Source organism: Bradyrhizobium sp. BEA-2-5 (genome assembly GCF_032918025.1).
In the GTDB taxonomy this organism is placed as follows: domain Bacteria; phylum Pseudomonadota; class Alphaproteobacteria; order Rhizobiales; family Xanthobacteraceae; genus Bradyrhizobium; species Bradyrhizobium pachyrhizi.
Genome location: NZ_CP136629.1, coordinates 7,632,108 through 7,650,928 on the forward strand (window position 1 = coordinate 7,632,108; position 18,821 = coordinate 7,650,928).

Below are 18,821 nucleotides of genomic sequence, written 5' to 3' on the forward strand. Positions count from 1 at the left end.
CTGTAGCAAGCGACCGACGCCGTTCTCAGACGATCTACTTCACCTGGATTGCCATCAGTTCCCGCTCCGCTTTCAACACGACAGCAATGGCATCGATGATGAGTTTTTCGGGATTGGCCTTGCAGTAAACGATGACTTCGTGCTCGATGAGCTTGCCCTTGCGCAGGTCGAGGAAATGCTTCTTGGCAAGGCCATTGTACCAACCGCTGTACCAGGCCGTCAGCGCGTCGGCGTCTTCCTGGAAGGTCCCTGCGAGTTGCGCGCAGGTCAGCTTCTGGACATCGATGAATCCGTTCGCATCGACATAGGCGGACAGCGGCACCTGAGCCTTGGCTGAAGCCATGGCGGCAACAAGCAGAGTGACGGAAAGCAGCAGTCTTGAACGCATTAGTGACCCCATTTGGAATGAATGGCATGTGGAGAGATTTAAGACGGTCCGGACTTCGGAATGCGGGCGCCCCTCGCCGGCGGCCAGCATCCGACGCGAAATTCGATGAGCGGGCATTTTTTCGGGATGGGTGGGGCGTCATCGCCCCGCGCTTGCGCATCGTCGCCCAAAAATGGCCGCGCAGAGAACACCGCCGGACGCGAAGGTGCGCCGAACAAGACCGAAGGTGTTCATCGGTTCACTCGGTTCAGAATCGGTAGTTGATGCCGCCGCGGACGATATTCAATCGATCCTCGCTGACTCCGGTGCCGACGACTTTCGTGTAGAGATACTCGGCCTTCAAGGACCAGTTCGGTGTGAAGCCATACTCGACGCCCAGACCCGCGGTGATGCCCGGCCGCCAGGACGAACCCGAACAATCCGGAAGGACGCCAACCGTGCCGCAGGGTACTCCGGCGATGGTCGATGCGCTGGCGGTCGACTTGACGAAGGCTCCGCCGCCGGTCGCGTAGAGCAACACGTTATTCATGGCGATACCGACTCGCGCCCTCACCGTCGACAGCGCGCTGATGTTCGACGAGGTGTTCAGCGTGACGCCCTGCCCGAGGCCGAGAATGCTGGGTGTTACGACGGACGAACCGTTGATGTTGGCCCAGTCCAGATCGCCTTCGAGGCCGAGCACAACATATCCCTGCTGAATCTGTGCGCCAAACGTGCCGCCGATCATGCCGCCGCTGATGTCGTAACCGACACGATCGAACCTGTTGGCGAACAGCACCAGCGGGTCCTGATTGCCCCAGCCATACCCGCCGTTGACGCCGACGTAAAATCCCGTCCAGTTATAGACGGCGGCAACCGGAGCCGGCGCCTTGTAGGCGGGCGCCACCGGCAAGTCCGCCGCAGCTGCATAGCCGCCCATCATCCCCGCAGCTGCGACCGCAACTGCAAACTTACCAATCTTGTTCATTGCCACACCTGAATAATTGAAGAAATTCGTGCAGCACCAAATCGCATCTCATGCGCGGAGCCCACTATGCAGTTTCGGACGCCTTCCCTCAATTTTCCCGCCTGTGGCGAAGTTGCCATAGCCGAAGCATCGACGCGTCGATGTTGAGCGCAGGCCCATCGCAAGTCGCATCTGGGTGTCAGGCGAGCGGGCTGACGAACACGCAAATTCTGACAATCCGGTGATGTTGGGCAGCGACCGGACGCTCTTCGCCTGGTTCAACTTTGACGAAGATCGACCGGGCGACCGGCAGCCTAATTGCGCACGAAATAGAGCGGCGTCCTGAGCGTGAGCTGGTAGGCAGGCTTCGGCACCCACATGATTTGCGCGGTTACGCCGAACAGGCGGTTGTCGTTGTCGTCCATGCGATCAAGGTCGAGCCGCAGGATCGGCTGGGTGAAGGAGGAGACCGACACGAGGTTCGAGAGCTGAGCGCCGCCGAAAACCTGCATGCCTGCGCGGCCCGTAAACTTCCAATTGTTCGGCCATTGGTAGTAACCGCCGACATAGCCCATGATATCCGAATGAATCGTCGCGAGTGGACTGCCGACGATAACCCGCGTGTCCTGCATTCCTGCGATCCACCCACGAGTCTCTTCTTGGTCGAGCGCATAGTCGAATTCGAAAATATTGGTAAATGTCGTGGCCGCAAACGGCCCATTCGGAATCGCCTGGGTAGTGGTCGATTGCCAGCTCAAGGTCGGAATCGAGCCGCCGTTCTGGTTGTAGAGATTAGCCTGAAAACCAAGATTCCAACTCGTGATCGCCACAGGCGACCGGCCGATCATTGGAGTGCCGGTCGAACTTGCTGATACGCCGGCATAAAGCGAGACGTCGTCGGTCACGTCGATCGACATCGGAAGATCGACCACGACGCTTTGGGCGCCCGGAAGCGTCGCTCTGCCAGCAATCGCCGGCAAGCTGCCGGCGTTCGATATCGCGGCCGATTGCAAGGCCGAATTACCGAAACCGATTGCGAGCGCGCCGGCGGGCACTTTGGCGTAGGAAGTTCTCATGTCGAGGTAGACGTTCGGCGTGCTCGACTCCCCCTTCGAATCATCGTCGTCGGCACGGGCAATTCCGCCGGAGAAGCCAATCAATACGGCGAGGACCACGCACGGGAAACGAACGCAATTGCGCGCCTCCCGCGCCCCAACTTTCGCAGTGACCTGCGAGATGCATTCCTCGAACAAGATCAAGAAGCTTTCCTCGAACAGAAGGGCATCGCATCGCGGCAAGCGCTCCTACGGCAGATCCGGCTCCTTGTTGTTCTCGAATGAGGCCGGCTCGGCCAATGGCGGCTCGGATGATTCCGCGAACCAATGGTGAATGACAGTCGAAGGTATTGCCCGTCGCGGTGTGCAGGGATTGATGGTGCCCGCTGTCACGATGTAGCCCTGCTCGAACTTCTGGCGAGCAAACCTCTGGGCGTCGAGCTCGGTTGGAAAGCTCTCACTTGATCTCGGACGTCGTTGCGCCGATGCTTTGCGCACCTCCTTCGGCACCTCAAACGAAACAAACCATGTTTTCGGCAGGTCAGTCGGCACCGAGTCTTCCGATTCGTTTTCCCTGTGGGCTCTCGCCTATCTCTGCCAGTTCGCGCACTTCATGCAATTTCGGCACAAAGAACTGGAGCCGCGTCCCAGCCCAGAAGGCGATCAGACCGCGGAGCTTCAATAGATCGGACGCAGTTGGAGGCCGGAAAGGCCGACGGTGACATTGATGGCAATCGATCCCTCTACCGAAACGGGCTGCAACGCAAATGACCGCCCCGAGCCACCGACAAGAACGTTGACACCGGCGCCCAAGCCGAGGCCGATATCACCCGACGCCCCGACATATTCGCCGGCGAGAGCTCCGACCGGAGGGCCTGCCGTCGGGGCAAGCACCGCCCAGCCGAGTGCGCCTCCTGCCGAAACACCGATATCGATTCCGACGGTGTTGAGGGCACCTTCATAGAGTTGAACCGGGAACGGCGGGTTTTGTGTAAAGCGACATGACATCGACTGATGACCGAATATGACAAACCCAACACTGGGGTCGACCTTGCACGCCAGCATGCCGATCTGAGTCCACGATGCCTGTTGGGCGCTCGCAGAAGACATGCAGCCGGACCATGCGCAGAGGGCGCAGAGAATAGCCAGGATTCGTACACGCATTTGCTTCCAGATCATCTCGAAAAAGCCTCGTTGATCGCGGGCAGGCGCTTGGTCCTGAACCGCCTTCTGCTTCTCGCAGAGGAGCATGTGCGAAGCCGACGCGACTATGCAAAATCGGTACGCCGGACCCGCCATGAGCGAAAAATTGCGCCATCGAGGGCTGAATGACGGGTAAAGAGGCCCCTGACGGAGCAGCTTGTCATATCGTGCGGGTCTGCCTGGCGGTGGCTGGAACGACGAGGCTGGGCAAGAGCTTACGATCAGCCAGCTGTTGCTCTGACGAAATTGCATAGTCGATCTCGAAAGCGCGGGCTATTCGGTTTTCAATCCGAGCGTTACGTCCCCACTGCGCCTGCAAGTCGTCGCGCGCGTACCCGGTTCGCGGAGGAAAGCATCCAGATGCTGATCGACACACCGACCACCGCACACCTGTGCAGGTCATTTCGCAGGTGACGGCGCCAGCATTTCTCCTTGGCGCAGTTGCAGCTTTCGTTTCGGTTCTAATCGGGCGGACAAACCGCATCGTCGACAAGCTACAGGCACTGCACGCTACAATCGACGTCGACATTTCTCGAACGCACCCCGACGTGCCGCACCTTAGGCGCCGGGCCGTGCTTTTGAACAAGGCAATCGTTCTTTCGACGATCAGCGCGATCGTCACGTCGCTACTGGTGATCCTGCCGTTCGTCTGCACCTTCTTCCAGTTCCGGCATGAATACGGGGTTGCCCTGCTCTTTGTTATTGCGTTGAGCTTCTTTACGCTTTCGCTGGTGGATCTGGTCCGCGAGGTCCGCCTGTCGCTGCATGACCTCAGCCATTACAAACCAAGCCGAATCCCGTAGCAAACGAAGGCGTAGCTACAGTCGCCAAGCAGGCTGGGCCGCGTGCGTAAGTTGCGCCACTCAGCGATCAGCGCGACATCGAACATCATCACTTCCGGTATTGCTCGGCGCTGACCTTTTCCATCCGATCGACGGCCTTGCCATCGAGAGATTCCTAGATGGCGATATGGGTCATGGCTGTCGTGGAGAGGCGCCATGCCAGTGCTAGTCCCGGCGGAAGCCAAACGACGTCGCCGGGCGAATCGCTTCGGGCCGCTTTCGCATCGCTGCCATTCGAGCCCTGCGGTCAAGATCTGCGTGCGCCAAGTCGTGCCTGCGCATGAGTTCCGACGCGATCAGCGCGGCCACGTACAGCGCTAGAGCAAGTACAGTGCCCAGCCGCGTTGCGCTGCGCCCCGTTCGAGTGCGGGGCTTTGGGTTGTCGAATGATAGTCTGCTCTGCCACGCGGTTGCTCCGTGCGATAATGACTGCTCACGGAAAGGCCCGTGATCGTGAACGGAACATAGAGCTCAAGGCGGTCCGCGATTACGGGATTCAGGTCATGTGGTTCGGACCTTAATTAATGCTTAGGGCTTGCGCGCATGGCGTAGTTTAACAGCACGCTACGGGGCGCGAAATCGTTCAAAATCGTAGGTTCGCGCACAAAATCGTGCAGATGGCGGAGAGAGTGGGAGTCAATCCCACAGTTTTCGATCATTCCACTCCGAACAACCGAGAGAGACTGCTCGCAAGTGCACTTCGCGGGCGTCGAGGCGGTTAGAACAATGCTGCATCAAACGCACGCGTTCGGCCCAATAGGCCGCGCGGCCGTAAATGCTCGGATCTTGTTCCGGTCGCCCTTGCGCCGCACCACCTCGTCGGGCCGACGGCGCTTTTTTCTCCGTGTCGTGGGGTAACCCCCCATTGAGCAGGCTCGACGCGGTCAAGCGGTAGCCACGCCTGCGCTGGTCGCCGCCGGCGCCAATATCACTGCCCATAATCTGAAGCGCCTTATTCAGTGTGTTGTCGGACATTGGCGCGCCATCGTCATTGGAGGTCCAGACGATCGCGGACCAGCGTCGCGCGATCAGCGCTTTCGGCGTCGGCCTCGCGCCGACAAGAGCCCTCCCCTTAAACTCGCGGTCGTCCTTCCGGGATTTCGGGTCAGAGGCGGGTCCGATTCCAGTCGGGGAATTGTGGAGTCCAGCATGGCATACGCGTGCCCGCGGCCGGAAGCCTGCTGTTTTTTTCGGCTAACCACGCGTCATCCTGTTGGTATTTGTGTTGGTATCGGCAGCACCACAAGAAAAAATTTGATTTCAATTCAAATGGTTATGGCTCTAGGCAATTATCGGCCAGGGGCACCACGCTTCGCCCTTCGGGCTACGCGTGGCGCGGCCATGCTGAACCGAAGGGCGAAGCGTGTCCGGCGAAGCTTGAGCAACGCGAGAGCGAAGACGGACTCCCGCAATCCCCTTGCTTTTGTTGGCCTCCGCCAGCGTGCGTCGCCTCGCACTGCGCCTCCGTCGTTTTGGGTCTCTTGAGCGCAGCATCGTGATGCGCCTTTAGGCACGCGCACACGCGAATTGACGTGATCGCTCCAGCGCGTCGTCAAAATTCCGATTGACCCGCGGCCGCCGGACGAGACGTACTGGCCATATTTTGGCCATAGCCCGTTTCTTAAACGCCTGCGCGGGCCATACCCCGCCTTCGTTTTGCGTCGCCTGACCGATGCGGTCGCTTCGCAAGCCAATCGCAGATCATCGCTGCGCTTCCCCCACAACATGGATGGTCTGCCAACAGCAAGAAGGACTTTGTAATGCGTAAACTTCTGGCCGCTGTGGCGGTTCTTTTGGCGTTCGCTTCAACTGCCGAAGCCCGCGGCCGTCACCATCACCATCGGCACTATGCACATTCCGGTCGCCCAGCTGCGTGGTGCGGGTGGTTCATGCGCACCCAGGTCGGCGGCGATCCCGGTCCGCAATTCAATCTGGCCCGATCCTGGGCGAGCTACGGCACCAACGCCGGCGGCCCTTCGGTCGGCACCATCGTGGTTTGGCGTCACCACGTCGGCAAGATCGTGGGTCAGGAGAACGGCCAGTGGATCGTGCAGAGCGGCAACAACGGGCATGCCGTGCGCACGCGGCCGCGCTCGCTGGCTGGCGCCATCGCATTTCGAAATGCCTACGCTTCGTTCTAAAGCGCGATGCGATTGGGATGAATCGTCATCGCGCTTTGGGTTGTTGTTTAAGCATGATCTTTTCGGAAAACCGCTGCGCACTTTTCCGGATCATGCTTTAGGGAACCTCGACGCGTCAGCTGACACGCGAGCTTGCGACACCCGGCGGTATACGAACCGTTCATGATCGCGGCTTACGTTGGAACAGGGTTTCGCCCTGAAGCCCTCAGACGGGCGCCGTCATCTGTGTTGACCAGATGGCGGCGCCTTTTCAGGAGCCAATTGGCTTGCCCCAGAAATCGAAAAAAGTCGCGACGACGGCTCAGACTGCTCCCTATTGGTCGGCGGCTTACGTCAGTCTGTGCAATGGCGTAACGGTTTTCGCCGTGACCGGCGGCGTGCTCGGATTTCTGCTGGTCGCCAGGCACTATCTGTGAACTTCAGCGCTTTCCGAGGCTCCTCAGATACGCGCAGAACAAGTCGGCCATGGCGTCGGCATAGGTCGCGATCTCAGCGGGCGTTCGCGGGCTCTCCGAAAAATCCTTGCCGACCGTGCTTAGCGTCGTCGTGATCAGATCGCCGGCCATCGCGCGCACCGCGCCGGACGCTTTCGGCAACGCCTCGCGCATGAAGGCTTCGACGATGCGCTCGCCGGATGCCCGCGCTTGGCGCGCCTCGGGCGCATCGCGATAGAGCGGCGCGGCGTCGCTGAGCGCGACGCGCACCGCGGCCTCCTCGCATTCGGAGCGGATGAAGGCGTGGACCAGCGAACGCAGCCGATCGAATGGCGGCCGCTTGGCATCCTCGAGGATGTCACGCAGCAGGCTGGTGGTCTGCCGCCACTCGTCGCTCTGCAAGCGGAACAGGATCGAGGCCTTGTTCGGGAAGTACTGGTACAGCGAACCGACGCTGACGCCGGCCTTCTCGGCCACCCGCGCCGTGGTGAAACGCTGCGCGCCCTCCTTGGTCAAAACCTGAACAGCCGCATCGAGAATCGCCGCGACGAGCTCGGTCGAGCGGGCCTGTTGCGGCTGTTTTCGCGAGGAAATTGAGGAGCTTCGCCGCTCGGTCATGGACATCCTGGGGAATGCGATTAGCGAATGCGAATAATTATTCGTATTTGTGGCGAGGCGCAAGGAGCGCCGCTTTCACACCGGAGATCGACATGACCACCCTCATTTCACCTGCGCTCGCGGACCTGCTCGAGCGCCTGTTCGCGCAAGCCTCGGCCGCGGTGGAGGAAACCCGGCTCGCGGTGGCCGACCTTTCCGACGCGGACCAGGCGCGCCTGATGCGGAGCAAGACCGACTACCGCGCGCTGTACGGCCGGCTCAGCAATGTGCCGCTCGCGGTCTCGCGCGAGACCGGCGCGCTCCTCTACATGCTGGCGCGCGGCAGCCGTGCGCGGAATATCGTCGAGTTCGGCACGTCATTCGGCATCTCGACGCTGCACCTTGCCGCCGCGCTGCGCGACAATGGCGGCGGGCGCCTGACCACCAGCGAGTTCGAATCGTCCAAGGTGGCGCGTGCGCGGGACAATCTCGTCGCCGGCGGGCTCTATGACCTTGTCGAGATCCGTGAGGGCGATGCACTCCAGACGCTGCGCACGGGTCTGCCCGATACGATCGACCTCGTGCTGCTCGACGGCGCCAAGGCGCTCTATCCCGATATCCTCGATCTTGTGGAGAGCCGTCTGAAGCCGGGCGCCTTCGTCGTCGCCGACAACGCCGATGACAGCCCTGACTATCTGGCGCGCGTGCGCGCGCCGGCCAACGGCTACACCTCGGTGCCGTTCAACGGAGACGTCGAGCTGTCGATGCGGCTCGGCTGAAGCGAATATCGAAGCGCGGGTTCGACGCGGCCGGACCCTGCCGCTCAGATCATCGCAGCGACGCGTTCCAGACCAATCAGGCGCGCCAGCGAACGGACCTCGTTCTTCTGATCCTCGCGGAGCTGGAACAGCAGCGGCATCGCCGCCGACTTCAGCTGCTGGACCTCCTCGGAGTCCGGATCGATCGGCATGCTGCCGGATGCGGGATCGCCCTGGCGCTTGGCCTGGATCTTGCGGGCGACGTTGCGAAGCGCGGTCTCGACCGAGGGCCAGTAATATTCCTGCGACGACGACAGCTTCAGGCGATCCCTGATGCCCGCGATCTGCACGTCGCTCAGCAGCGCGTAGCTCTTCTGCGGCGCCGGCTTGGCGGTCGCCTTGGGCTTCGGCGGCGCCGGGGCGGCCGGCGCGGGCTCGACGATCTTCGGCTGAGCCGCATCGACGGGGTCGGTGATCTTCGGCAGGCCGACATCGGTCGGCTCGACGGAGGCATAGGCCTGGCGCACCGTGTCAGTCGCGCCCGGAATCGCGGCTTGCGCCCGCAACAGGAGCGGAGACGGATTGGCGGGAGGTTCAATCGGCTGGGGCGCCTCAAACGAGGCCGCCGCAAGCGTCGTGACGGCGAGCTTGTCCTGCTTGCTGGCACGGTTGGCGACCGGTCCAATGTCGGCCTGCGCCGCCGGCAGGCTGTCACGGCCCAAAATGGCTGTTACCGCGGCGCCCGCGAGGAGGAAGCATGTCAGCGCGGCGAGGGTGATGGCTCTGGTCAAAAACTACTCCATTGCCGGCCGGTGTCACCGCAAACTGCGCGCGAAATGCGGCGGTACCGTGCCGTGACGACGCCAAATAGGTGAAATTGTCCCGAAACGGCCGGAAAATCAGGCCGCGACGTCGAGCTCATAGGCTTCCTGGATGTCGGCCACGATCTCGTGCGCCGTCCAGAGCGCGCCGGGCTGGACCGAGTGCATGCTGACCGTCCAGTTGGTCCGGCGGGTGCGCGGCGTGCTGACAATGTCGAATTCGACCTGACGGCACAGCGGATGCCGCTGCAGGGCGTAAAACACCCGGGTCCGGAGCTCGTCGAGCGATGCCGGGGTCTTGGAGAGCGCCTCAAAGGCCATGTCGCATTCCCACAAACTGCCGGGCGACCAGCCGTGGCGACCCGTGACGCTATTGTTGGGACTGGCATGGTTAATGCCGCGTTAAGCGGATGGGCGGGATTTGAGTGCTGCTATTTCGCGAACCAGCGCGCTTTCGAGCAACGGTTGGCGCGACGGGAACGCGTCAAAGCAGCGACTCTAGTGTGCTGAATGCGAAGTTCGTGCGATTTCGCGGCAGCCACTTTCACGAACTTCGCATTCATAAAGCACACTAGAATCATAAGTTTGCTAGTGTCCTTATCGAATCCGAAGTTCGCTCCGAAGGTGCTGCAAATGATGCGAACTTCGGATTCGGGACACTAGAGCCGCACCCGCGCGCTTGCCGCCTCATACTCCGCGATCGTCTGCGCCACGAGTTCGTCGACGCCGAGCACCCCGGTCACCCCTGAGGTCGAATGACCGCCGCTCCAGATATCGCGCCAGCGTTTGGGGCGGCTTTCGCGGGCGTCGATGTCCTTGACGATGTCGATCGCGCCGCGCGCCGGCAGGTCGTCCGGATCAAGTCCGGCGGCGACGATCGACGGCCGCAGCATGCTGGTCTGCAAGCCCGTGAACGCGGTGGTGAGCAGGATATCGTCGGCGGTGGAGTCGACCAGCATCTGCTTGTACCTGCCGTCCGCCATGCTCTCGCGCGTCGCGATGAACTTGGTGCCCATATAGGCGAGGTCGCAGCCGAGCGCCTCTGCGGCGCGGAGCGCGTGGCCGTCGCCGATGCCGCCGGCAAGCACGATCGGTCCATCGAAGAATGCGCGCACCGCGCGGACGAAGGCGAACGGGTTGAGCCAGCCGGTCTGCCCGCCCGCGCCCGCCGTGAGCAACACCAGCCCGTCCGCGCCGGCTTCCGCCGCACGCTCCGCATGGCGGATCGAGGCGACATCCGCCAGCACCAACGCGCCGGCATCATGGAGCGGCCCCACCACCTGCGCGGGCGATCCGACCGAGGTGATGACGATCTCTGGCCCATGCCGCAGCAGCACGGCGAGATCCTGCGCGAGCCGCGCATTGGAGCGGTGCACGATCAGGTTCGGACAGAGCGGCGCGGCTGCTTGGCCGCTTGCATCGGCATGCGCCTGCAGGCGGCGCGCGATGTCGCCGAGCCAGGCATCGAGCTGTTCCGTCTCACGGCAATTCACCGTCGGAAACGAACCGATCACGCCGTTGCGGCAGGCGGCTACCACCAGTTCGACACCGGAGACCAAGAACATTGGTGCTGCAATCAGCGGCAGCCGCAGGCGACCGCGAAAATGCGCGAGAGGATCGGCGGACAAGTTGCTTCTTCCCTACATCATTGTGTTAGCTTTGGCGCAACATTGGCACGACAAAAGCCAAAGACAAAGGCGGGAGGGACAACCAGATGAGCAATCCGCTCTATGCATTTCCGGCGGTGTGCGAACAGACCTTGCGGGCACTGGCGCGCTATCCATCGCGCACCGCCTTCGCATGGCCGGGCGGATCGCTGAGCTATCAGGGCACCATCGACCTGATCGGACGCATCCAGGGCGTGTTCATGCGGCTTGGATTGCAGCCCGGTGCGCGCGTCGCCTTCCTCACCGCGAATCGCGCCGATACCTGGTGCGCCGGCGTCGCCGCGCAATTGGCTCGGCTCTGCATCACCTGGCTGCATCCGCTGGGATCGCTGGAGGACCAGCTGTTCCAGCTCGAGGACTCCGAGGCCGAGATGCTGGTGGTCGACGGCATCACGTTTCGCGATCGCGGCGGCGAGCTCACGGCGAAGGCACAGGGCCTGAAGACCGTGTTCACGCTCGGCCCGGCGGATTACGGCGCCGACCTGTTGCAGGTGGCCGAGGACGCCGGCAGCGCAACGGCGAAGAATTTCGCCCGCGCCGACGACATCTCGACCTTGAACTACACCGGCGGCACCACCGGCAAATCCAAGGGCGCACTGCGCTATCATCGCGAGAACAGCGGGGCTGCCGGCGCGATCCTCGCCGACTTCGAGATTCCGGAGGCTGCGCGCTATCTCACGGTCGCGCCGATCAGTCATGTCGCCGGGACGAAGGTGCTGCCGACCCTGATGCGCGGCGGCACCGTGCACATGCTGAAGGGCTTCGATCCCGAGGCGGTGCTGTCGACGATCGCGCGCGAGCGCATCAACTTCACGCTGTTCGTGCCGACCATGATCTATGTGCTGCTCGATCATCCCGCCCTGAACAAGACCGATTTGTCCTCGCTCGAGCTCGTGCTCTATGGCGCCTCCGCGATGTCGCCGAGCCGGTTGATCGAGGGCATCGAACGCATCGGGCCCGTGTTCTCGCAGCTTTACGGCCAGACCGAATGCTATCCCGTATCGGTGCTGCGCAAGGCCGACCACGATCCCAGGAACCCGGAGCTGTTCCTGTCCTGCGGTTTCCCGATCTCGGCCTGCGAGGTCAGGATTCTCGACGACAACGACCAGGAGGTGAAGACGGACGAGCCCGGCGAGATCTGCGTGCGTGCCCCGCATGTGATGGCGGAGTATTGGAAGCGACCCGACATCACCGCCGAGACGCTGAAGAACGGCTGGGTCCACACCGGCGACATCGCGCGCAGGGATGAGCGCGGCTACATGTTCATCCTCGACCGCAAGAAGGACATGATCGTCTCCGGCGGCTTCAACATCTTCCCGCGCGAGGTCGAGGATGTGCTGTCGCAACACGCGGACGTGGCGATGGTGGCGGTCGTCGGCATCCCCGACGAGAAGTGGGGCGAGGCCGTCACCGCCATCGTCGTGCCGCGCGAGGGCGCTGTGCCCGACGCCGACGAGCTGATAAGCCTTGTGAAGGCGGAGAAGGGCTCGGCGCATGCGCCGAAGCAGATCCAGTTCGTCAAGCAGTTACCAATGACCGGCGTCGGCAAGGTCGACAAGAAGGTGCTGAAGGCCCGCTTCTGGACCGGCCGCGACCGCATGGTGGGGTGAGGTTCACCGAGCCCAATCCCGTCGTGCCCGCGCAAAGACTTTGCCTTTGTCGCTGAGGAGACCGCGCAGCGGCCGTCTCGAAGGATGCACGGCCAATAGTTCCCAGCGCCCGACTTTCCTCTCGCGGCGACAACCGAGCCGTCGCCCTTCGAGACGCCGCGCAAGCGCGGCTCCTCACGGGGGCAGAGTGGAAGGCGTGGCGAGACGATCGGCGGTGGCGGCAGCAGTTTGCTGACCGGCGCCCTGCCCGAGCAACCGATCGAGCCGGTCGCGCAGCTGATCCTGGTGGTAGGGCTTGGCCAGCCGCGGCAGGTCGACCTGGGTGCCGTCGGGCAGTTCGGCATAGCCGGTGGCGAGCAGCACCAGAAGCTGCGGCCGCACCTTGCGCGAAGCCGCGGCGAGTTCGATGCCGGTCATGCCGGGCATCACGTGATCGGTCATCATCAGGTCGATCTCCTGGTCGCTCCTGAGGATTTCGAGCGCCTGCGGTCCGGAATTGACGCCAATCACGCGGTGACCAAGGTCCTCCAGCATTTCCATGGTGGACATCGCGATCAACGGATCATCGTCGACCAGCAGGATCACCGCCGAGCGCTTGACCGTCTGCGCCGCAGGCGCCGGGCTCTCGACTTCCGGCACCGCCGTTGCAACCGGCAGCACCAGCGCAGCCGTGGTGCCCTTGCCGACCGCGCTCGACAGCTCCAGCTCGCCGCCGAGCTGCACGGCGAGTCCATGCACCATCGACAGGCCGAGCCCGGTGCCCTTGCCCACCGGCTTCGACGAGAAGAACGGCTCGATCGCGCGCTTCAGCACGTCCGGCGACATGCCGGTGCCGCTGTCGACCACCGAGAGCTTCAAATAATCGCCAGGCTGCAGCGTCGGATCATTCTTCGCCTGCCAGGCCGCGAGGCGGATCTCGATCACGCCGCCATCCGGCATCGCGTCGCGCGCATTGATCGCAAGGTTGAGCACCGCAAGCTCAAGCTGGTTGCTGTCGACGCAGGCAAGCGGCAGCCCCTCGGGAATGTTGAGCCGCAGCATGATGCGCGGTCCGAGCGAGCGCTCGAGCAGATTGCTCATATCGCGCACCAGCGCGCCGAGATCGACCGGCACCGCGCGCAGATCCTGCTGCCGCGCGAATGCCAGCAGCCGCTGCGTCAACGACGCGCCGCGCTCGGCGCCCTGCAATGCGCCGTCGACCAGGCGACGCAGGCGTGGGTCCTCCGGCAAGCGCTTGCGCAGCAGATCGAGATTGCCCATCACCGCCATCAGCAGATTGTTGAAGTCGTGCGCGACGCCGCCGGTGAGCTGGCCGATGGCTTCCATCTTCTGCGCCTGGCGAAGCTGTTCCTGCGCCCGCTCGCGCGCGGCGACCTCCTTCATCAGGTCGGCGGTGCGCTGCTCGACCCGCTGCTCCAGCGTCGCGGTGAGTTCGGCGAGTGCGGTGCGCTCGGCGGCAAGCTGCGCCAGCAATGCCTCGCGCTCGATCTCCGCGGTCTTGCGCGCGCTGATGTCGGAGCATACGCCGACCAGCGAGCGGATGCCGCCGTCGGGCCGACGCACCGCACGGGCGCGCACGTCAACCCAGTGCTCGGTGCCGTCGGGCCAGATGTTGCGGTATTCGATCTGATAATCCGAGCCGGTGCGCAAGGTTTGTTCGACGATCTCGCTCCGGCGGGCGCGGTCGTCGGGATGCACCGCGTCCAGGAGATCCTGATAGGTGAAGGGATCGCCCGGCCTGCGCCCGAAATAGGTCTTGCAGGTCGGCGACGCCTCGAGCTCGAAATCCGGCAGATGAAGCTCGAGCGCGCCGAGATGACCCGCATTGAGCGCGGTCTGCAGCAGACCTTCGCTCTCGGTCAGATCCTCGAGGATCTGACGGGTCTGGTATTGGCGGCGGCGGCCGCGCACCGTCGCGGCGACCAGGCTTACCAGCGTGGTCGGATGAAACGGCCGCTCGATGAAGGTGACATTGCCGAGCGCCCGGCCGAGCCGCGCGGCTTCGGGATTGCGCTCGGGTCCCCCCTTCTCGCTGATCAGCACGATAGGAAAGTCCGACCATGACGGCTGCTCGTTCAGCCAGTGCGTCAGACCGGCGAGATCGGCGGCCCTGATCACCTCGTCGGCAATGATGGCAAGGCCCGCCCCGCTTGCGATCTGGCGTTCGAGCTCGGCGAGATCAGCGCAGATGTTGGCGTAATAGCCGGCTTCCTTGATCAGGTGGGCAGTCTTGACGGCGTCCCGCTCGCTCGCGGCGAGGATGACCGCGCGTTCCGAGGACGGACCAGGCTTCATCGCGTCTGTCCCTGCGGCGGCCGGGCGTCGACACCGTCCGGCACATCACACAACCGCCGGACGGCCATGGCCACGATGCCGGCGGCGGGATCAATACGCATCATGGGACCCCCTAACGGGAGCGAAACTCGCACGTGCCGCCAACCGTTCCCGGGAAGCGCAGTTATTTTTGCCGCAGGGGCAGCCGGTTGGCGCGGCTCCCGCACCGCGAATCGGTGAAACAACCCCATGCACAGTAGACGTGATCGGTCTTCGCCTTCCCCATGAAACGGGGGAAGGTCGGGATTGGGGTCAGCTGATCCCCACCCGCTTTGCTGTGGCGAACAAGGCGACCTCCCCTTTTCAAGGGGAGGTGGAAGAAGCGCAGCGCGTCCTAGCGCCGCTCGATGACCAGGCTCTGGACCGCCTGGCCGAAATAGCCACGCTGATCGGCGAGCCGCGACATTGCAAGCCCGGCGCCGTCGGGCCCGATCCAGGACTGGCCGTCGAGCAGGATCCAGTCGCCGACCGGCTCGCGCGCCAGGCTCACCGAGAGATCGGCATTGATGAAGGTCCATTGGCTGAAATCGAGCGCCGGCGAAGTGCCGTTGGAGAAGTCCGAGGCAACCACTGCCCGCATCGCCTGCGAGACGACGGCGCCCGCAATCAGCGGGCGGTCGACGCGGAACCAGATCGCGCCAGGTCCCATCACGCCGAAGCGGCCGCGCGCGGCCCGCATCGAGATGCATTTCACGAACGGACTGTTCGCAAGGTTGCCCGGCTCGATCATACTTTCGTCGGGGCCCGGCAGATCGACCGCAAGCGTGGCGATGTCGGGCGGCAATTCGGCCGTCTGTTGCTTGATCTTGAGCACGCTGGCCGAAACCACGAGGACGCCGTCGGCGAGCAGCTTGATCCCGCAGAGCTGGATCTTGCGGCCCTCGCGCAGAACCTCCGTCGCGATCGTCAGGGGCGCCACCGGGACCGGGCGCATCAGATCGATGGTGACGCGCGCGATCCGCATCGGCACCGGCGTCGGAAGGGCTTCGGCCGCCCACACCACCAGCGCCGCTGGCGCGGAGCCGTGCTGCATCCGCGGGTCCCACGGACCCGCAGCATCGGGACTGGTGACGACGCGGTCGCCGTCGACGCGAAAGATCGGTTCCATCACAGCATGATCCGGAAAAATGGGACGCGGTTTTCCGAAGAGATCATGCTGAAATGAAGAGCTGAAGCGCGATGATGATTCATCATGATCTCATCGTGCTTCAGCCAAGCGCCGGATCGACGGCTTCGTCGTATTCCTTCCTGAACCGGCCAATGAGTTCGGCCGCGGGCACCACCTTGGCGATGCTGCCGATACCCTGGCCGGAGCCCCAGATTTCCTTCCAGGCCTTCGGCTTGGCGCGCTCGCCGGAGGCGTCGGTGCCGAAGTTCATCTTCGAGGGATCCGAGGTCGGCAGGTCTTCGGGGTCCATGCCGGCGGCGACGATCGAAGGTTTCAGGTAGTTGCCGTGCACGCCGGTGAAGAGGTTGGAGTAGACGATGTCGTCCGCGCTCGAGCTCGCGATCATCTCCTTGTACCGCTCGACCGCGTTGGCTTCCTTGGTGGCGATGAAGGCCGAGCCGATATAGGCGAAGTCGGCGCCGAGGACGCGCGCGGCGCGGATCGCGCGGCCGTTGGAGATGGTGCCCGACAGCGCGATCGGGCCGTCAAACCATTTTCGCGTCTCCGCGACGAAAGCCAGCGGCGAGATGGTGCCGGCATGGCCGCCGGCGCCGGCTGCGACCAGGATCAGGCCGTCGGCGCCCTTCTCGATCGCCTTGTGCGCGAATTTCTGGTTGATCACGTCGTGGAAGACGATCCCGCCCCAGCCGTGCACGGCCTGGTTCAGCTCCTCGCGCGCGCCGAGCGAGGAGATGATCATCGGCACTTTATACTTGGCACAGAGCTGCATGTCGTGGTCGAGCCGGTTGTTCGACTTGTGCACGATCTGGTTGACCGCGAACGGTGCCGACGGCCTCTCGGGATGGGCGCGGTCATAGGCCGCGAGCTCTTCGGTGATCCGCGCCAGCCATTCGTCGAGCAGCTCCGGCGGCCGCGCATTCAGCGCCGGAAACGAGCCGACCACACCCGCCTTGCACTGCGCGATCACGAGATCGGGCACCGAGATGATGAAGAGCGGCGAGCCGATCACGGGGATCGACAGGCGCCCTTTGAACAAGGCAGGCATGGACATTGGAAGCGGATCCTCAAGTGTTGGTCGTTGGTTGGTCTCGAATGCTGGCCGTCATACCAACAAGGCAATCTTTCCACTGTCAAGTATTGCGTTTTGACGCTGCAAAACGGATGACAAATCCTCATCCTGACGCCTTGTTTTCCGTGAGCATCTGGCATCCCAGAAGCAAGCGTCGCCGTGGCTACTGGCAGACCGCCCGTGTCACGAAATTTTCCGTCCTGCAGTCGTTCGGGCCGCGCTTGTGGCCCGGCAGATAGACCAGCGGCGAGCATTTCTCGGAGGCGTCGGTATCGATGCCCTTGCCTTCCCGAAACCCCTTGCTCTGGCACAGGCGGTCGGCGCCGATCTTGCAGTCCGGCGCGCCGTTCGAGGCTTCCACGCAGGCCGCGCGTCCGGTCACCACCGTCGAGGGGCGCGCGATGTTCGACAGATCGTTGATGGTCTCGCCTGGGCTCTTCAGTGGTGGCAGCGTCGATCTCGACTTCTCGAACAGCTTTCCGATTTCATTGATCAGCCCGGGATTCTCGCGCTCGACCGGCGCCGGCGGCAGCTCGATCTGTTGCTGCTGCGAAGGCGGGCCCGGCTGTGGTCGAGGGTCGCCAGCGTCATCGACAGCACAAGACCCGACAGCACAAGACCCGCCAGCGCAATGCGCGCCTTTGCACGCATGGGCCTGACGAGCGTGAGCCCGGCAGGATCGAGCAGGTCCGCGATTCCATCAGCCATCGCGCTGAGCGTAACCCGAAGCCGCGCGCAGGCAAAGCCGCAAGCGGTCGGTCGCTAGATCAGCTTGAATGCGACAACAAAGCCCAGCACCAGCACGATCGCGCCGATCGCGACCCACAGGCCGAGCCGCTTCTCGAGCTCGGCGCGGATGAAATCGCCGTAGCGGTTGAGCAGGATCGCGACGACGAAGAAGCGTCCGCCACGCGCGATAATCGAGCAGAGGATGAACAGGATGATGTTGTAGCCGGCAAAGCCCGAGGTGATGGTGACGAGCTTATAGGGGATCGGCGTCAGCCCCTTGAGCAGGATGATCACCGCGCCCCATTCCGCATAGGAGGCGCGGAAGGCGTCGACCTTGTCGCCGAGGCCGTAGACTTGGATCAGCCATTGCCCGAGCGAGTCGTAGAGCAGCGCGCCGATCGCATAGCCGAGCACCCCGCCGGCGACCGACGCCACCGTGCAGACCGCCGCGAACCACCATGCCCGCTTCGGCCGCGCCAGCGACATCGGCAGCAGCATGATGTCGGGAGGGATCGGGAAGAAGGAGCTCTCAGCGAAGGCGACGGCCGCGAGAATCCACAGCGCATAGGGCTTGTCGGCCGCCTCGACGCACCACTCGTAAGTCCGTTTCAACATGGGCGCGATGAACCATCATGGAGCGGATTTGTCCATGCCGGGATTGAGCTGAATCTGGTTGATTTACGGCTACCGTTTGCGCAGCCGGTTCTCCAGCGCGACAATTCGGCGCCGAACCACCGGGACCGGCGCGGGTTTGGGCACCTTGACCGGCGACTTCGGCAGCTTCTCGGCGATCCCGAGCAGCCGTTCGCGCCGCTCCATCTCGCGCCAGACATCCTCCGGCTTCACGCCGGCGGACGCCCAGAGAACGGCGAGATTGTAGAACAGGTCGGCGCTTTCGCGAATGACGGCATCCGACTTGCCGCTGACGGCGTCGATCACGACTTCGATCGCTTCCTCGGCGAGCTTCTTGGCCATCTTGGCCGGGCCGCGCTGGAACAGCCGTGCCGTGCGCGACGTAGCCGGATCAAGATCCTTGGCCGCGATCACCGCCTGGTAAAGCCGCTCGATCGAATCACTCATGCTTCGAGCCTAGTCGAA

Annotated in this window: 21 protein-coding genes; 5 read left to right on the plus strand and 16 right to left on the minus strand. The window is 63.4% G+C overall.

Annotated elements, in window-relative coordinates; translation table 11 throughout:
* Positions 1-34 precede the first annotated feature (34 nt).
* The 5 genes from RX327_RS35565 to RX327_RS35585 form a co-directional block, all read right to left on the minus strand.
* Entirely contained in the window at positions 35-478 is a 444-nt protein-coding gene (locus tag RX327_RS35565; RefSeq protein WP_317248663.1) for an HdeA/HdeB family chaperone, read from the minus strand.
* Positions 479-635: 157 nt separating this feature from the next.
* A complete protein-coding gene (locus RX327_RS35570) occupies positions 636-1,355 on the minus strand; it encodes an outer membrane protein (protein ID WP_152977881.1) in 720 nt (239 codons plus the stop codon).
* Positions 1,356-1,648: 293 nt separating this feature from the next.
* Positions 1,649-2,593 (minus strand): hypothetical protein, encoded by a 945-nt coding sequence (locus tag RX327_RS35575; RefSeq protein ID WP_317248664.1) that lies wholly within the window; start codon positions 2,591-2,593, stop codon positions 1,649-1,651.
* 45 nt (positions 2,594-2,638) lie between these two features.
* On the minus strand, positions 2,639-2,941 hold the full coding sequence (locus tag RX327_RS35580; RefSeq protein WP_317248665.1) for a hypothetical protein: 303 nt from the start codon (positions 2,939-2,941) through the stop codon (positions 2,639-2,641).
* Positions 2,942-3,067: 126 nt separating this feature from the next.
* Positions 3,068-3,640: a DUF992 domain-containing protein gene (locus tag RX327_RS35585; RefSeq protein WP_050387256.1), complete on the minus strand. Its 573-nt coding sequence runs from the start codon at positions 3,638-3,640 to the stop codon at positions 3,068-3,070.
* 362 nt (positions 3,641-4,002) lie between these two features.
* On the opposite strand from RX327_RS35585, the gene RX327_RS35590 reads away from it, so the two are divergent.
* The gene (locus tag RX327_RS35590; protein WP_317248666.1) at positions 4,003-4,395 is read left to right on the plus strand and encodes a DUF2721 domain-containing protein; all 393 of its coding nucleotides are present in this window, start codon (positions 4,003-4,005) and stop codon (positions 4,393-4,395) included.
* 675 nt (positions 4,396-5,070) lie between these two features.
* On the opposite strand, the gene RX327_RS35595 is transcribed toward RX327_RS35590, so the two are convergent.
* Entirely contained in the window at positions 5,071-5,409 is a 339-nt protein-coding gene (locus tag RX327_RS35595) for a hypothetical protein (RefSeq protein WP_152977880.1), read from the minus strand.
* A 914-nt stretch (positions 5,410-6,323) separates the two neighbouring features.
* Here RX327_RS35595 and RX327_RS35600 point away from each other — a divergent pair.
* Both RX327_RS35600 and RX327_RS35605 read left to right on the plus strand, forming a co-directional pair.
* On the plus strand, positions 6,324-6,575 hold the full coding sequence (locus tag RX327_RS35600) for a hypothetical protein (RefSeq protein WP_317248667.1): 252 nt from the start codon (positions 6,324-6,326) through the stop codon (positions 6,573-6,575).
* A gap of 266 nt (positions 6,576-6,841) precedes the next feature.
* On the plus strand, positions 6,842-6,991 hold the full coding sequence (locus RX327_RS35605; protein WP_157345851.1) for a hypothetical protein: 150 nt from the start codon (positions 6,842-6,844) through the stop codon (positions 6,989-6,991).
* A 3-nt stretch (positions 6,992-6,994) separates the two neighbouring features.
* On the opposite strand, the gene RX327_RS35610 is transcribed toward RX327_RS35605, so the two are convergent.
* Positions 6,995-7,627 carry a TetR family transcriptional regulator gene (locus RX327_RS35610; protein ID WP_050387299.1) on the minus strand — a complete coding sequence of 211 codons (633 nt, stop codon included), beginning with the start codon at positions 7,625-7,627 and terminating at the stop codon, positions 6,995-6,997.
* Positions 7,628-7,719: 92 nt separating this feature from the next.
* Here RX327_RS35610 and RX327_RS35615 point away from each other — a divergent pair, with 92 nt between their 5' ends.
* Complete coding sequence (locus RX327_RS35615; RefSeq protein ID WP_050387254.1) at positions 7,720-8,385, plus strand: O-methyltransferase; 666 nt, start codon at positions 7,720-7,722, stop codon at positions 8,383-8,385.
* A gap of 44 nt (positions 8,386-8,429) precedes the next feature.
* Here the strand turns inward: RX327_RS35615 and RX327_RS35620 are convergent, their stop codons facing one another.
* The 3 genes from RX327_RS35620 to RX327_RS35630 all read right to left on the minus strand — a co-directional run bounded on the left by RX327_RS35620 (position 8,430) and on the right by RX327_RS35630 (position 10,750).
* Entirely contained in the window at positions 8,430-9,155 is a 726-nt protein-coding gene (locus tag RX327_RS35620) for a hypothetical protein (RefSeq protein WP_317248668.1), read from the minus strand.
* 108 nt (positions 9,156-9,263) lie between these two features.
* Positions 9,264-9,506 (minus strand): hypothetical protein, encoded by a 243-nt coding sequence (locus RX327_RS35625; protein WP_028337105.1) that lies wholly within the window; start codon positions 9,504-9,506, stop codon positions 9,264-9,266.
* Positions 9,507-9,844: 338 nt separating this feature from the next.
* Entirely contained in the window at positions 9,845-10,750 is a 906-nt protein-coding gene (locus tag RX327_RS35630) for an NAD(P)H-dependent flavin oxidoreductase (RefSeq protein WP_410712222.1), read from the minus strand.
* A 149-nt stretch (positions 10,751-10,899) separates the two neighbouring features.
* On the opposite strand from RX327_RS35630, the gene RX327_RS35635 reads away from it, so the two are divergent.
* Positions 10,900-12,462 carry an AMP-binding protein gene (locus RX327_RS35635; RefSeq protein WP_317248670.1) on the plus strand — a complete coding sequence of 521 codons (1,563 nt, stop codon included), beginning with the start codon at positions 10,900-10,902 and terminating at the stop codon, positions 12,460-12,462.
* Positions 12,463-12,636: 174 nt separating this feature from the next.
* Here the strand turns inward: RX327_RS35635 and RX327_RS35640 are convergent, their stop codons facing one another.
* From RX327_RS35640 to hisE, 6 genes are all read right to left on the minus strand, one after another.
* Positions 12,637-14,757 (minus strand): ATP-binding protein, encoded by a 2,121-nt coding sequence (locus tag RX327_RS35640; RefSeq protein WP_317248671.1) that lies wholly within the window; start codon positions 14,755-14,757, stop codon positions 12,637-12,639.
* Positions 14,758-15,130: 373 nt separating this feature from the next.
* Positions 15,131-15,904, minus strand: coding sequence for a thioesterase family protein (locus RX327_RS35645; protein ID WP_317248672.1), 774 nt, complete (start codon positions 15,902-15,904; stop codon positions 15,131-15,133).
* Positions 15,905-16,004: 100 nt separating this feature from the next.
* Positions 16,005-16,976 (minus strand): nitronate monooxygenase family protein, encoded by a 972-nt coding sequence (locus RX327_RS35650; protein ID WP_317248673.1) that lies wholly within the window; start codon positions 16,974-16,976, stop codon positions 16,005-16,007.
* A gap of 181 nt (positions 16,977-17,157) precedes the next feature.
* Positions 17,158-17,355 carry a hypothetical protein gene (locus RX327_RS35655; protein ID WP_244482585.1) on the minus strand — a complete coding sequence of 66 codons (198 nt, stop codon included), beginning with the start codon at positions 17,353-17,355 and terminating at the stop codon, positions 17,158-17,160.
* A 401-nt stretch (positions 17,356-17,756) separates the two neighbouring features.
* Positions 17,757-18,338 carry a YqaA family protein gene (locus RX327_RS35660; RefSeq protein ID WP_317248674.1) on the minus strand — a complete coding sequence of 194 codons (582 nt, stop codon included), beginning with the start codon at positions 18,336-18,338 and terminating at the stop codon, positions 17,757-17,759.
* A 69-nt stretch (positions 18,339-18,407) separates the two neighbouring features.
* Positions 18,408-18,803, minus strand: a complete 396-nt coding sequence (hisE, locus tag RX327_RS35665) for a phosphoribosyl-ATP diphosphatase (RefSeq protein WP_028334774.1) — start codon at positions 18,801-18,803, stop codon at positions 18,408-18,410.
* Positions 18,804-18,821 lie beyond the last annotated feature (18 nt).

What these genes read in the sequence shown, in the direction of transcription:
- RX327_RS35585 (WP_050387256.1), bottom strand. Translation starts at nt 3,640, where the DNA reads ATGCTCCTCTGCGAGAAGCAGAAGGCGGTTCAGGACCAAGCGCCTGCC.
- RX327_RS35625 (WP_028337105.1), bottom strand. Translation starts at nt 9,506, where the DNA reads ATGGCCTTTGAGGCGCTCTCCAAGACCCCGGCATCGCTCGACGAGCTC.
- RX327_RS35615 (WP_050387254.1), top strand. Translation starts at nt 7,720, where the DNA reads ATGACCACCCTCATTTCACCTGCGCTCGCGGACCTGCTCGAGCGCCTG.
- RX327_RS35640 (WP_317248671.1), bottom strand. Translation starts at nt 14,757, where the DNA reads ATGAAGCCTGGTCCGTCCTCGGAACGCGCGGTCATCCTCGCCGCGAGC.
- RX327_RS35650 (WP_317248673.1), bottom strand. Translation starts at nt 16,976, where the DNA reads ATGTCCATGCCTGCCTTGTTCAAAGGGCGCCTGTCGATCCCCGTGATC.
- RX327_RS35610 (WP_050387299.1), bottom strand. Translation starts at nt 7,627, where the DNA reads ATGACCGAGCGGCGAAGCTCCTCAATTTCCTCGCGAAAACAGCCGCAA.
- RX327_RS35645 (WP_317248672.1), bottom strand. Translation starts at nt 15,904, where the DNA reads ATGGAACCGATCTTTCGCGTCGACGGCGACCGCGTCGTCACCAGTCCC.
- RX327_RS35565 (WP_317248663.1), bottom strand. Translation starts at nt 478, where the DNA reads ATGCTGGCCGCCGGCGAGGGGCGCCCGCATTCCGAAGTCCGGACCGTC.
- RX327_RS35635 (WP_317248670.1), top strand. Translation starts at nt 10,900, where the DNA reads ATGAGCAATCCGCTCTATGCATTTCCGGCGGTGTGCGAACAGACCTTG.
- RX327_RS35630 (WP_410712222.1), bottom strand. Translation starts at nt 10,750, where the DNA reads ATGTTCTTGGTCTCCGGTGTCGAACTGGTGGTAGCCGCCTGCCGCAAC.
- hisE (WP_028334774.1), bottom strand. Translation starts at nt 18,803, where the DNA reads ATGAGTGATTCGATCGAGCGGCTTTACCAGGCGGTGATCGCGGCCAAG.
- RX327_RS35660 (WP_317248674.1), bottom strand. Translation starts at nt 18,338, where the DNA reads ATGTTGAAACGGACTTACGAGTGGTGCGTCGAGGCGGCCGACAAGCCC.
- RX327_RS35600 (WP_317248667.1), top strand. Translation starts at nt 6,324, where the DNA reads ATGCGCACCCAGGTCGGCGGCGATCCCGGTCCGCAATTCAATCTGGCC.
- RX327_RS35570 (WP_152977881.1), bottom strand. Translation starts at nt 1,355, where the DNA reads ATGAACAAGATTGGTAAGTTTGCAGTTGCGGTCGCAGCTGCGGGGATG.
- RX327_RS35595 (WP_152977880.1), bottom strand. Translation starts at nt 5,409, where the DNA reads ATGTCCGACAACACACTGAATAAGGCGCTTCAGATTATGGGCAGTGAT.